Source organism: Pseudomonas sp. TE31087, from assembly GCF_057284075.1.
Map to the genome: position 1 here is coordinate 3,788,634 of NZ_JBXVNN010000001.1, position 12,715 is coordinate 3,801,348.

10 protein-coding genes are annotated in these 12,715 nt (G+C 67.6%); 4 read left to right on the forward strand and 6 right to left on the reverse strand.

What is annotated here, in order from left to right; translation table 11 throughout:
• Positions 1-13: 13 nt before the first annotated feature.
• From ACZ899_RS17075 to pilG, 6 genes are read right to left on the reverse strand one after another with little or no spacing between them, the layout of a single operon-like run.
• The gene (locus tag ACZ899_RS17075; RefSeq protein ID WP_234561929.1) at positions 14-487 is read right to left on the reverse strand and encodes a chemotaxis protein CheW; all 474 of its coding nucleotides are present in this window, start codon (positions 485-487) and stop codon (positions 14-16) included.
• Complete coding sequence (locus ACZ899_RS17080) at positions 480-5,777, reverse strand: Hpt domain-containing protein (RefSeq protein WP_234561931.1); 5,298 nt, start codon at positions 5,775-5,777, stop codon at positions 480-482. Before ACZ899_RS17080 ends, ACZ899_RS17075 begins: the two co-directional genes overlap by 8 nt.
• Positions 5,774-7,810, reverse strand: coding sequence for a methyl-accepting chemotaxis protein (locus ACZ899_RS17085; RefSeq protein WP_203652715.1), 2,037 nt, complete (start codon positions 7,808-7,810; stop codon positions 5,774-5,776). The genes ACZ899_RS17080 and ACZ899_RS17085 overlap by 4 nt, the downstream gene beginning before the upstream one ends.
• A 51-nt stretch (positions 7,811-7,861) precedes the next feature.
• Positions 7,862-8,416 (reverse strand): chemotaxis protein CheW, encoded by a 555-nt coding sequence (locus ACZ899_RS17090; RefSeq protein WP_232856275.1) that lies wholly within the window; start codon positions 8,414-8,416, stop codon positions 7,862-7,864.
• Complete coding sequence (gene pilH / locus ACZ899_RS17095) at positions 8,413-8,778, reverse strand: twitching motility response regulator PilH (RefSeq protein ID WP_234561933.1); 366 nt, start codon at positions 8,776-8,778, stop codon at positions 8,413-8,415. Before pilH ends, ACZ899_RS17090 begins: the two co-directional genes overlap by 4 nt.
• A 47-nt stretch (positions 8,779-8,825) precedes the next feature.
• Positions 8,826-9,227, reverse strand: a complete 402-nt coding sequence (gene pilG / locus ACZ899_RS17100) for a twitching motility response regulator PilG (RefSeq protein WP_234561934.1) — start codon at positions 9,225-9,227, stop codon at positions 8,826-8,828.
• Between the two features lie 340 nt (positions 9,228-9,567).
• Between pilG and gshB the strand changes: the two genes are divergently transcribed.
• The 4 genes from gshB (at position 9,568) to ruvX (ending at position 12,679) form a co-directional block, all read left to right on the forward strand.
• Positions 9,568-10,521, forward strand: coding sequence for a glutathione synthase (gene gshB / locus ACZ899_RS17105; RefSeq protein WP_050707244.1), 954 nt, complete (start codon positions 9,568-9,570; stop codon positions 10,519-10,521).
• 89 nt (positions 10,522-10,610) lie between these two features.
• Positions 10,611-11,510: an energy transducer TonB gene (locus ACZ899_RS17110; RefSeq protein WP_203648312.1), complete on the forward strand. Its 900-nt coding sequence runs from the start codon at positions 10,611-10,613 to the stop codon at positions 11,508-11,510.
• Between the two features lie 174 nt (positions 11,511-11,684).
• Entirely contained in the window at positions 11,685-12,254 is a 570-nt protein-coding gene (locus ACZ899_RS17115) for a YqgE/AlgH family protein (RefSeq protein WP_203648314.1), read from the forward strand.
• Entirely contained in the window at positions 12,254-12,679 is a 426-nt protein-coding gene (gene ruvX, locus ACZ899_RS17120; protein ID WP_110734721.1) for a Holliday junction resolvase RuvX, read from the forward strand. Before ACZ899_RS17115 ends, ruvX begins: the two co-directional genes overlap by 1 nt.
• The last annotated feature ends 36 nt before the right edge of the window (positions 12,680-12,715 follow it).

A 12,715-nucleotide genomic window follows, 5' to 3' on the forward strand; every position in this document is an offset into this window, starting at 1 on the left:
CCCAGACACCATCCTAATCGGCTACAGGTTGCAGTTGCGCGTCACGCACCAATCTTTCCAACCCCGCCAGGTCAGGCACCCGCGCCACCTGTTCGCCCACCTGCACCGCCGCAAGCTCCAGCCCTGCCAACGGCACATCGACATAATTCAGCTGGCTGTCGAGCTTGCACGAGCGCGGAATCCCCTGCAGCAGCAGCGCCAGGTAGCGCAGCCCGGTATCCCCCAGGGCGTTGAGCACCACCACCCGCGCCCGCTCCCCGCAGGAAGTCTGCCCGCCACACGCGGCCTCGAAGCCGATCAGTGGCAACCGCTGTTGGCGCCAGTTCACCCAGCCCAGGTGCCAGGCCGGCTCCCCCGGTTCGCAGGCGATGACACGGTGACCGATCAGCTCGGCCACCGCCACGTTGGGCAGCACCAGGGTGCGGTCGCCCAGGGGCAGCAGCAACCCGGTCAGGCTGCTGCGCTGGCCGGCAATATGTTCAAGCATGGGGCTTGCTCCAGTGGGCGATGCTCTGCAGCAGCACCGATTCCTGATACGGCTTGCCGAGGTATTCATTGACGCCGATGGCCATGGCCCGGTCGCGGTGCTTCTGGCCGGTACGCGAGGTGATCATGATGATCGGCAGCTGGCTCAGGCGTTCATCGCGGCGGATCCGCGTGGCCACTTCGAAGCCATCCATGCGCGGCATCTCGATATCCAGCAACAGCACATCCGGACGGTGCTCCTCGAGCAGCGCCATGGCATCGACGCCGTCCTTGGCCGTCAGCACGCTCATGCCGTGACGCTCGAGCAGGCGGCTGGTGACCTTGCGCACGGTCACCGAGTCGTCCACCACCATCACCAGCAATGGCCGCCGGGGCACCGGGCCAGTCAGCCCATGCGCCCCCTCGGCCACGCCCGGCAGGCGCGCCAGGCGCCGTTGCTGGCCGCGCAACTGGCCGAGCAGGTCGAGAATCAGCACCACCCGCCCGTCCCCCAGCAGGGTGGCGCCAGACAGCCCCGGCACCGCGGCGAACTGCGGGCCGAGGCTCTTGACCACGATCTCGCGGCTGGGCGACAGGCTGTCCACATGGATGGCGAACGACTGCTCGTGTGAATGGGTGAGCAGCACCGGCAACGGCACGCTCTGCCCCAGCAGCCCGGGCTGGCCGCCGCCCTGCAACAGGTCGCCGAGGTAGCGCAGCGCGTAATCGTGGCCGGCATAGCTGTAGCGTGGCGGGTCGAGCCGGTAACAGGCCTCCAGCTCCGCCGGCGGCACGCGCACGATGCCCTCGATGGTGTTCAGCGGGATGGCGTACTGCTCGTCCTCCACGTGCACCATCAGCGCCCGGTTCACCGACACGGTGAACGGCAGGCGGATCAGGAAACGCGCGCCCTTGCCGGGGCTGGACTCGATGCTCATCGAGCCGCCCAGTTGCTTGACCTCTTCATGGACCACGTCCATGCCCAGGCCGCGCCCGGAGATCTGGGTGATCTTCTCGGCCGTGGAGAAACCGGGGCGCAGGATGAACTGCAGGATCTCGTGGTCGCTCAGGCGCGCCTGCGGATCGAGCAGACCACGCTTGATCGCCTTGTTGCGCACCGCCTCCAGCGGTACCCCGGCGCCGTCGTCGCTCATCTCGATGACGATGTCGGCACCTTCGTGCAGCAGGTTCAGGTGGATGGTGCCCTGCTCCGGTTTGCCGGCCGCAAGGCGCGCCTCGCGAGCTTCCAGGCCATGGTCGACGGCATTGCGCAGCATGTGCTCCAGGGGCGCAACCATACGTTCGAGCACGCTGCGGTCGAGCTCGCCCTCGGCGTTGCCGACCACCAGTTCGACCTGCTTGCCCAGCTCGCTGGCCACCTGCCGTACCACCCGCTGCAAACGGGGCACCAGACGCTCGAAGGGCACCATCAGGGTGGCGGTCAGGCCCTCCTGCAACTGGCTGTTGACCCGCGCCTGCTGCTGCAGGAGGCTGTAGGCTTCCTGGGCCCTCTGCAGCAGGGTTTCCTTGAGGTCGAGCAAGTCCGAGGTGGACTCGAACAGCGCCCGCGACAATTGCTGCAGCTGGGAATGGCGGTCCATCTCCAGGGGGTCGAAATCGTCATAGGCGTCACCCTCCAACTGGTGACGGCTGGAAATCCGCCCCTGGGTCTCGATGTCCAGGCGCAGCAGCTGATCGCGCATGCGCTCCAGCGTGGTCTCCATCTCGTTGAGGGCGAACTGCGCATCGTTGACCTGCTGCTCGATGCGCCCGCGGATCACCGAATGCTCACCGGCCAGGTTGCCCAGGTCGTCGAGCAGCTCGGCATCGACCTTGACCATGTCGCCCGCCCGCTCGGGAGCGACAGCCGTGGCCTCGGCGGGAGCTGGTTCGGCCTGGGGCTGGCCGGCCACGCTGTCGGTCAGCGCGGCGCTGGAGAAGTTGCGGATGTAGTCGATCAGCGCCGTGGCTGTATGCAGCGGCTCGCCCAGGCGCGCCGCGTCGAGCATGTGCGCCAGGCGGTCATGACAGTTCTGCAGCAGGCTGAACAAGGCCGGCGTCGACGGCAGGCGTCCGGCGGCCAGCAGTTCGTAGAGGAATTCAAGTTCGTGGGCGAGGTCGCCGATGGCGGTGATCTCGACCATGCGCGCGCCGCCCTTGAGCGTGTGCAGGTCGCGCAGCAGGTTCTCCACCTCGACCGTGTTGCGCGGATCGGCCTGCCAGCGCGCCAGGGACTCGGCCGCGCTCTCGAGAATATCGGAGCTCTCTTCGAGGAAGACCTCCAGCAGTTCCTTGTCGCTCTCGGTTTCTTCGTTGTCGTCCTGCGGCTCGGAGGTGACGGGAGGCGGGGCGCTGTGGCGGAACTCACGCAATTCGCCCAGCAACGCCACCGCCGACAGCGGTGCCTGGCCCTCGCGCAGGCTGCGCAGCATTTCGGCCAGGGCGTCATGGCTGCGCCGGAGCAGCTCGAACAGTGCCGGGCTGGCACCCAGCCGGCGGTCCACCAAGCCTTCGTAGAGCAGCGCCAGCTCCTGGGCCAGCACCTCGACGGCGCCGATCGCCGCCATCTGTGCCCCGCCCTTGAGGGTGAGCACATCGTGCTGCAGCGCCGACAGCGGCGACAGGCTGTCCGGATCGGCCTTCCATTGCCGCAAGGCCTGGTCGGCACCGTCAAGGATATCCCCGGCCTCTTCGAGGAACAGCTCGACCAGCGCCGGGTCCGGCAACTCGCCTGGAGCCGTAAGCACCGTGACGCCGTTCGCCCCGACCAAACCCAATGCTGCAGGGTCGAGGGCATCATCGAGCAGGCCATGCAGGGCCGCCAGGCATTCGGGCCGGGGATTCGGGTCCTGGCCGGCGGCTATCTCGTCGAACAGGTCGAGCAGCGCCTCATGGGCTTGCCGGGCAACGGCGAAGAAGCGCGGCGTGACGGCCAGGCTGCCCTCCTCCACCGCACCGTACAGGTCGAGCAGCCCTTCGCAGACCTCATCCACCTGCCACAGCTCGGCCTGGTGCGCGCCGTGACCGAGGGTGGTCATCTCCTCGAGCAGCAGGTGCAACTCATGGTGTTGCGTGGGATCGCCCTGCCAGTTGGCGAGCCGCGCCTCGGCATCGAGCAGGATATCCATGCCCATGGTCAGGAAGGTGGCCGTCAGCTGCGGATCGCGCCGGAGCCGGCGCGGCGGATGCGGCTCGGCCTGGAGTTGGGCCAACCGGACGTCAACCGTCTGCCCGACCTGTTCGATCAGCCCGGCGGCCCCGGGGATCGGCGCCAGCGGCGTGCTGCCCAGCTGGGCCAGGCCCAGGTGCAACAGCGAGCGAGCCGCCTCCAGCAGTTCGATCTCGGCCACTTGCAGGGGCAACTGGTGCCCCTTGTATTCACGCACCAGGCGGTCGAGGGCGGTGGCCAGCTCCGCCACCGGCATCACGCCGGCCATGGCAGCGCTGCCCTTGAGGGTGTGCAGGGCGCGTTGCAGGCTGTCGTTGACCGCGATGCCCTGGCCGGCGGCCGTCTGCAGGAACCCATCGAGCCCGGCCAAATGGCCCTGGGCCTCGTTGCGGAAGATCTCAAGCAAGTGCGGATCGAGGCCATCGATACTGGCGCTGACCGGCGTGTCGTTGAGCGCCAGCGCATGCAGGTGCCCGGCCAGCTGCTCGATCTCGGCCGTGGGCGGCAACTGGCTGGCGGCGAAATCAGCGAGCAGGTCGGGCAGGCGCACGAACACCTGCTGCAGGGCCACCAGGCCTTCGGCGCTGAGCACGATGCGCCCTTCCAGCACCCGATTGAGCAGGTGCTCGGCGCCCCAGGCCAGCTCGGCCACGGCTTCGGCATGAACCATCCGCCCGCTGCCCTTGAGCGTGTGCAGTGCCCGGCGCACCTCGATCAACGCCTCGCGCAGGCCGTTGTCGGCTCGCCAGCGCAGCCATTGGCGCTCGATTTCCGGGAGCAGCTCGCCAGCCTCTTCGAGGAACACCTCGCGCAACTCATCGTCGATACCATCCAGCGCCTGCTCACCGCCCGCGACTGACGTGTCGCGCACGCACTGCACGCCCAGCGCGGACAAGCTGGCGTGGGCCATGTCGATGAAGCACTGGGCGTCGGCCAGCGGATCGGCCACCCGCCATTGCAGCCAGGCCTCGCCGGCACTCAGGGCATCGGCCAGGTGCGCCAGTTCGTCCGCTTGCGGCTCATCCTCCAGGTGCACCAGCCAGCCTTGCACATAGCCCGCGCAACCGGCGAACACCTCGGCGGCGGCTGGCAGCATCAGCATCGCCAGCGCCCCGCGCACCTGTTGCAGCAACCCGGGCAGGGCTTGCAGACGCTGGCGTGACCAGTCGGACTCCAGGCAATCGCCGATCAGGTCCTTGGACTGTTGCAGCACGTTGAGCGATTCGTTGAGCACCAGCTGGCGGATTTCGGCCAGGTCCGAGCCGGGCAGGCTGCCGGGGCTGATTTCCTCCAGCGGACCGACCATGCCGTTGAGGGTGGCCTCGACATACAGCAGTGCCCCGGCGACATCCATCAGCACCGCCTCGTCCACGGCGCCGTCTTTTTCGACCAGTGCCTGCAACGCCAGCACCTGATCGATGATCACCCGCCGCGGCTGCTGGAAGCCCAGCACCGCCAGGGTATCGGCCACATGCCGCAAGGACGGCAGCAGCGCCTCCAGTGGCTCGCTGGGCGATCGCTCGCCACCGACGAAGGGGTCGAGGCGGTCCTTGATGCGCATCAGGTCGTCGCACAGGGCCATCACCACCGAGCGCAGCGCGTCGCGCCCGGGGCCGGCCTGCATGTGCTCGCGCCAGCTGCCCAGGGACAGGTCGAGGTTGGCCAGGTCCGCCGCACCGGCCAGCCGCTGCCCCAGGTCACCCAGCAGGCTGCCCTGGGCCAGGGGTTCGGCACCACGGCAGACCCGCAGCTGGTTGAGCAGCGGCATGACCACCAGTGGCAAGTCGTGACGCGCGCCACGCAGGCGATCCAGGTACGGCGGCAATTGCTCGAGCCCACGGAACAACGCGCCCAGGCAATCGCCACGCGGGCTCACCTGGCCGTCGGCCATGGCCCGCCCGAGCAGTTCCAGCTCCTCGGCCAGGCGCATCGCGCCCGGCAGCGCGAGCATATGCAGACAGCCGTGGACCTGGTGCAGGTTGTCGACGAAGAACGCCAGCATCGACAGGTCGCCCGGCTCCGCCGAGAAGCGCTCCAGGGCCTGGCGCGCCTGCCCCAGGCAATCAAGAATCGGCGCCTTGGTCCAGGCCAGGGCCACTGTGTCGTGACGCTCGCCGGGCGCGTTCAGGTTCGCCTCGTTCACGAGCGCTCCACCGGTTTGGGCAAGGTGAAGCCGGACACCGAGCGGCGCATCTCGCTGGCCATGCGCGCCAGGTGGCGGATGCTGTCGGCAGTGGCGCCGGAGCCGGCGGAGGTCTGCGCAGTGATTTGCTGGATCACCGCCATGGTGTGGGAAATTTGCCCCGCCGAGGAGGTCTGTAACTGGGCGGCGTCGGAGATACTGTGGATAAGTTCAGCCATCGTCTGCGAAACGCCCTCGATTTCCGCCAGGGCCACCCCGGCATCCTGCGCCAGGCGCGCGCCCCGCACCACTTCGGCGGTGGTCTGCTCCATGGAAATCACCGCCTCGTTGGTGTCAACCTGGATGGTCCGCACCAGCGCCTCGATCTGCCGGGTCGCCGAGGAGGATCGCTCGGCCAGGCGCTGCACCTCGTCAGCGACCACGGCGAAGCCGCGACCAGCCTCGCCGGCCAGCGAGGCCTGGATCGCCGCGTTGAGGGCGAGGATGTTGGTCTGCTCGGCAATATCGTCGATCAAGCTGACGATGTCGCCGATCTCCTGGGACGACTCGCCCAGGCGCTTGATCCGCTTGGCGGTGTCCTGGATCTGCTCACGGATGTTGTCCATGCCGTGGATAGTGTTGTGCACCACCTCGTTGCCCTTGTTGGCGATGGCCACCGAGCGCTCGGCCACCTTGGCCGATTCATAGGCGTGGGCCGAGACCCGGTCGATCGACTCGACCATGTCGCCCACCGCCTCGGAGGCCTCGCTGATCTGCTCGGCCTGGTGCTCGGAGGCCTTGGCCAACTGGCGGGCGGTGTTCTGGGTGTCCTGCACGGCGGCGGCGACCTGCTCGGCGCTGTGATTGATGGTGGCGACCAGGTCGCGCAGTTGGTCGACCGAGTAGTTGATCGAGTCGGCGATGGCGCCGGTGAAGTCCTCGGTGACCGACACCGTGACGGTCAGGTCGCCGTCGGCCAGCTCCTCGATCTCGTCGAGCAGGCGCATGATCGCCTGCTGGTTGCGTTCGTTCTTCTCGGCGGTCTCGCGCAGCTGGCGGTGAGTGGCGCGCACCATCACCAGGCCGATGAGGATGATCGAGGCCAGCGCCAGCAGGCCGAGCACGTAGCCGCCGACGGTGTCCAGGGTGCGCCCACCGGCCAGGTTCTCGAAGCCGTTGGCCAGGTGCGAGGCCTCGTCGAGCAGGGTCTGCGACAGGCTGAAGATATTGCCGGCGGCCTCGCGCACCCGGAACAGCTCGGGTGAGGTTTCAAGGATCTCGTCCACCGAACCCGAGACGAACTGGAACAATTCGGCAATCTCGGCCAGCCGTGCCCGGGCATCGGCGTCCTCGACCCGGGTGACCTGGATCGCCGGATTGCCGGCGAGCATGCCTTCGAGCACCTGGCCGAAGCGGCTGGCGTCGCGACCGAAGGCGTCGGCGGCCTGCACCGAGGTCTCGTCGCCGGCAAGCACGGTATTGACCGAACCAAGTATGCGTTCGGCCAGCAGCAGCTGACGCTGGGCCACTGCCACCTGATTGGCCGGCGCGCCGCTCTGCAGCAGGATCTCCACCACCTTCTCGTACTCGACCTGCAATTGCGGCACGGTCTCGGCCAGGGTGGCCGCGACCTGGTGCAGCGACAGCACGGTCTGTTCGCTGGCGAGGATGGTGTCGGTGTTCTTGCGCAGGTTCTCCCAGTCCTGGCGCACCGCGTCCATCTCGTCGCGCACCGTCACCGGCGCGGCGGGCAGGCCTGTGGTCTTGTCGCCCTCGCGCAGGTAGCTCCAGCGCCGCTCGAAGTCGTTGCGCGCATCGCTGAGCAGCTTGAACGCCAGTGCCTTGCCCGCCGCCGCCTCGGTGGCGTTCTTGGCGATGCGCTGGGACAGCACGCGCAGCTCGCCGGCATGGCCGATGTACTGTTTGTCGTGGTTGGCCTGGGTGTTGAGGTAGGCGAAGTTGGCGAACAGCAGGACGATCGACAGGATCAGCACCACGAACAGCACGGTGATCTGCGCGGTGCTGCGCGGGCGCTGGGCCACGGCGGCTGGCAAAACGCCGGCGGTGGCTACGGAAGGTCCTGGCTTGTTCACGTCGAAAATCCTCTACAACGCCACATCGAGAAAACCCGGGGCCTGGGCCAGGGCGAACGGGCTGAAGATCGCCCAGTTGCGTTCACGGGGAAAATGGCCCTGCACGAAGGGCGCGGCCGCGCGGATCAATGGCTGCGGCGGCGACAGCTCGAGGCTGCTCAGGGCGAAGTGCTGCAGACCCACCACCTCGTCCACCAGCAGCCCGGCGAACAACTCCTCGTGATCGAGCACCAGCACCCGCCGTTGCTTGCCCGCCGCCGCCGGGCCAAGGCCGAAAAACGCGCACAGGTCCATCACCGGCAACAGTCGCCCGCGCAGGTTGGCCACCCCGCGGACCCAGGGCTGCACGCCCGGCACCCGGCTGCTGCGGGGCTCGCGCAGCACCTCGGCGACCTCGCCCATGGGCGCGACGAACCATTGCCCGGCGATGCGAAAACCGATGCCACTCCACTGCTGCAGGCGGATGTCCTGCGGTGGCTGGTCGGCCACCAGCAGGCGGCAGCGCCGGTCGATGTCCAGCAACAGCTCGAAGGCGGTCAGCGACGCGCCCTGGGGGCGGGTGGTCAAGCGCCGAGTACTTCTTGCAGCTTGGCGATCAGGGCGTCTTCTTCCACCGGTTTGGTGAGGAAGTCCCGGGCGCCCTGGCGCAGGGCCCAGATGCGATCGGTATCCTGATCCTTGGTGGTCACCACGATCACCGGGATGTGACGGGTCTCGTCATCCTTGCTCAACTGGCGGGTGGCCTGGAAACCATTCATGCCTTGCATGACGATGTCCATCAGCACGGCGTCGGGTTTTTCCTGACGGGCCAAGGCCACGCCGTCGGCGCCATTGTCGGCCTTGAGCACCTGGTGGCCGTGATTTTCGAGCCATTCGGTCAATCGATACATCTCTGTCGGCGAATCATCGACAATCAGAATTCGGGCCATGCTGTTTCCCCATCAGGAAATAGAGACGCCGTCCGGTGAAGGCGGCGTCAGGGTGCGTTTGAGTCCTGCGCGGCGAAACCGGGCACGCTGGCACGGATCGCGTCGAGCAGTTCTTCCTTGCTGAACGGTTTGGTCAGGAACTGGTCGGAGCCGACCACCCGGCCGCGGGCCTTGTCGAACAGGCCATCGCGGGAAGAGAGCAGGATCACCGGGGTGTCCTTGAAGGCGTTGTTGTGCTTGATGATGGCGCAGGTCTGGTAACCGTCCAGGCGCGGCATCAGCACATCGACGAAGATGATCCGGGGCTTGTGGTCGACGATCTTGGCCAGGGCGTCGAAGCCGTCACTGGCGGTGATCACCTCGCAGCCGGCCTCGCCGAGCAACATCTGCGCGGTGCGGCGGATCGTGCGGGAGTCGTCGATCACCATCACCTTCAGGGGTTGTTCCATAGTCGCACTACCATCGCTGCCGGGGCCGAAATCCTGGGGCCGCTTCACGCCCCATCGCGACACAAGGCCGCTCCCACCTGTCCATGCGTTGCGCTGAGCAGCCATCCGACGCCGAACCCTGTGGGAGCGGCCTTGTGTCGCGATGGGCTGCGCAGCAGCCCCAGCTCTTGGAGGTACGGCCAGGCTGGAGGCCAACACAGACCACTTGTCCGGCCTTTTTAGCACACTCCCGGAGGCCATTCCATCCGCCCGCCCCTTGACCGTGGGCGCGCCCGGCGCCACCCTGAGCCACTTTTCTTTCGTGCCATCGCGGCCACCGGCCGCCAAGAGGAACTACCCCATGAGCGTTCGCCTCGGGATTGTCATGGACCCCATCGCGTCCATCTCCTACAAAAAGGACAGCTCGCTGGCCATGCTGCTGGCTGCCCAGGCCCGCGGCTGGAGCCTGTTCTACATGGAACAGCGCGATCTGTACCAGGCCCAGGGCAAGGCCCGCGCGCGGATGCGTCCGCTCAAGGTGTTCGCCGACCCGGCCCGCTGGTTCGAGCTGGACGAGGAGCAGGACAGCCCCCTGGCCGAGCTGGACGTGATCCTGATGCGCAAGGACCCGCCCTTCGACATGGAGTTCGTCTACAGCACCTACCTGCTGGAACAGGCCGAGGCCGAAGGCGTCCTGGTGGTCAACCGCCCGCAGAGCCTGCGTGACTGCAACGAGAAACTGTTCGCCACGCTGTTCCCGCAGTGCACGCCGCCGACCCTGGTCAGCCGCCGCCCGGACATCATCCGCGCCTTCGCCGCCGAGCATGGCGATGTGATCCTCAAGCCGCTCGACGGCATGGGCGGCACCTCGATCTTCCGCCACCGGGCCGGCGACCCCAACCTGTCGGTGATCCTCGAGACCCTGACCGCGCTCGGCGCCCAGCAGATCATGGCCCAGGCCTACCTGCCGGCGATCAAGGACGGCGACAAGCGCATCCTGATGATCGACGGCGAGCCGGTGGACTACTGCCTGGCGCGCATCCCGGCCAGCGGCGAGACCCGCGGCAACCTGGCCGCCGGCGGACGCGGCGAAGCCCGGCCGTTGAGCGAGCGCGACCGCTGGATCGCCGCCCAGGTCGGCCCGACCCTGCGCGAAAAGGGCCTGCTGTTCGTCGGCCTGGACGTGATCGGCGACTACCTCACCGAAATCAACGTCACCAGCCCGACCTGCATTCGCGAGATCGACGCGGCCTACAACACTGATATCGGCGGCCGCTTGATGGACGCCATTGATCGCCAGTTGCAGGCGCGCTGACCGCCGACACGTGGCAAACCCGCGGAGTGGGGTATGATGCCGGTCCTTTTCGCTGACCTGCGCCCTGTTTCGCGGTTGCTGGATACCTGATGACGCTGCCCGCCGACATCCCCGCCGACCTGCTGCCACCCCGCGTTCGCCCGGTGGACCGGCTCGGCTTCACCCTGTTCCTGGCTGCCCTGGTGCACCTGGCGCTGATCCTGGGCGTGGGTTTCACCGTGGTCAAACCGGCTGATATCCGTCACACCATGGACATCACCCTGGCCACCTTCAAGAGCGAAAAAGCGCCCGAGAAGGCCGACTTCCAGGCCCAGGACAACCAGCAGGGCAGCGGCACCCTGGATAAAAAGGCGGTGCCCAAGACCACCGAGGTCGCGCCGTTCCAGGACAGCAAGATCAACAAGATCACCCCGCCACCGGCCGCGAAACCGGAAACCCCGCCCGCACCGGCGAAGTCCGTGGTCGCCACCCAGGCGCCGAAAACCCAGAAGGTCGAGCCCAAGCCGAAGGAAAGCAAGCCGCAGCCCAAACCCGAAGCCAAGGTGCCGGACTTCGACAGCTCGCAGCTGTCGAGCCAGATCGCCAGCCTCGAGGCCGAGCTGTCCCATGAACAGCAACTGTATGCCAAGCGCCCGCGCATCCATCGCCTGAACGCCGCCTCAACCCTGCGCGACAAGGGCGCCTGGTACAAGGAAGAGTGGCGCAAGAAGGTCGAGCGCATCGGCAACCTCAACTACCCCGAGGAAGCCCGACGCCAGCAGATGTATGGCAGTCTGCGAATGATGGTATCGATCAACCGCGATGGCTCGCTGTACGAAGTGCTGGTGCTGGAGTCCTCGGGCCAGCCGGTGCTGGACCAGGCGGCCCAGCGCATCGTGCGCCTGGCGGCGCCGTTCGCGCCGTTCACCGGCGACCTGGCGGAATTCGACCGCCTGGAGATCATCCGCACCTGGCGCTTTGCCCGCGGGGACAAGCTGTCGAGCAACTGACCCGTAGGAGCTGCTGACGATGTCGTGGGAGCGGGCTTGCCCCGCGATCGCGTCCGTTTTGCCACCGCGCAATCCTGATCTGACGCCATCGCGGGGCAAGCCCGCTCCCACCGGAGTACCAACAGCCCTCCGCGCACCTTGCCAGCCCCGCCACCTGGCGCCACACTAGCGGACATGAAGACCCTCGCCCCCAGCTACCTCAAGCACCAGTTCCTGATCGCCATGCCGCACATGGCCGATCCGAACTTTGCCCAGACCCTCACCTACATCGTCGAGCACAATGCCCACGGCGCCATGGGCCTGGTGGTCAACCGCCCGCAGGAGCTGAACCTGGCCGACATCCTCGAGCAGTTGCGCCCGAACGACGAGCCGCCCGCCAGCACCCTGCACATTCCGATCTACCAGGGCGGCCCGGTGCAGACCGACCGCGGTTTCGTGCTGCACAGCAACGACCGCAACTACCAGGCCACGGTCGAGCTGGAGGGTCTGTCGCTGTCCACCTCCCAGGACGTGCTGTTCGCCATCGCCGCCGGCGACGGCCCGCGCAAGAGCCTGATCACCCTGGGCTACGCGGGCTGGGAAGCCGGCCAACTGGAGGCGGAGCTGGCCGATAACGCCTGGCTCAACTGCCCCTTCGACCCCGAGATCATCTTCGGCCTGGCCAGCGACCAGCGCCTGGGCGCCGCCGCCGCGAGCCTGGGGATCAACCTCAGCTTGCTGACCAGCCAGGCGGGCCACGCCTGATGGCCGAACTGCGTCTGCTGCTGGGCTTCGACTACGGCACCCGGCAGATCGGCGTCGCCGTCGGCCAGGTGATCACCGGCCAGGCCCGCGAACTGTGCACGCTCAAGGCGCAGAACGGCGTGCCGGACTGGAACCAGGTCGAGAAGCTGATCAAGGAATGGAAACCCGACGCCATCGTCGTCGGCCTGCCGCTGAACATGGACGGCACGCCCAGCGAGATGAGCGAGCGCGCCGAGAAGTTTGCCCGGCGCCTGCACGGTCGCTACAACCTGCCGGTGCACACCCACGACGAACGCCTGACCACCTTCGAGGCCAAAGGCGAGCAGATGGCCCGAAGCGGGCGCCATGGCAGCTACCGCGACAACCCGGTCGACGCCATCGCCGCCGCCCTGCTGCTGCAAGGCTGGCTGGAGGCCAACACTTAAATCCGCTTTGCCGCCGGCTGGAGCCGGCGCCCGCCT

Bases quoted from the DNA above. Each gene is read 5' to 3' on its own strand.
- ACZ899_RS17115 (WP_203648314.1), top strand. From the start codon at position 11,685: ATGAAGACCCTCGCCCCCAGCTACCTCAAGCACCAGTTCCTGATCGCC.
- ACZ899_RS17110 (WP_203648312.1), top strand. From the start codon at position 10,611: ATGACGCTGCCCGCCGACATCCCCGCCGACCTGCTGCCACCCCGCGTT.
- pilH (WP_234561933.1), bottom strand. From the start codon at position 8,778: ATGGCCCGAATTCTGATTGTCGATGATTCGCCGACAGAGATGTATCGA.
- ACZ899_RS17075 (WP_234561929.1), bottom strand. From the start codon at position 487: ATGCTTGAACATATTGCCGGCCAGCGCAGCAGCCTGACCGGGTTGCTG.
- pilG (WP_234561934.1), bottom strand. From the start codon at position 9,227: ATGGAACAACCCCTGAAGGTGATGGTGATCGACGACTCCCGCACGATC.
- gshB (WP_050707244.1), top strand. From the start codon at position 9,568: ATGAGCGTTCGCCTCGGGATTGTCATGGACCCCATCGCGTCCATCTCC.
- ruvX (WP_110734721.1), top strand. From the start codon at position 12,254: ATGGCCGAACTGCGTCTGCTGCTGGGCTTCGACTACGGCACCCGGCAG.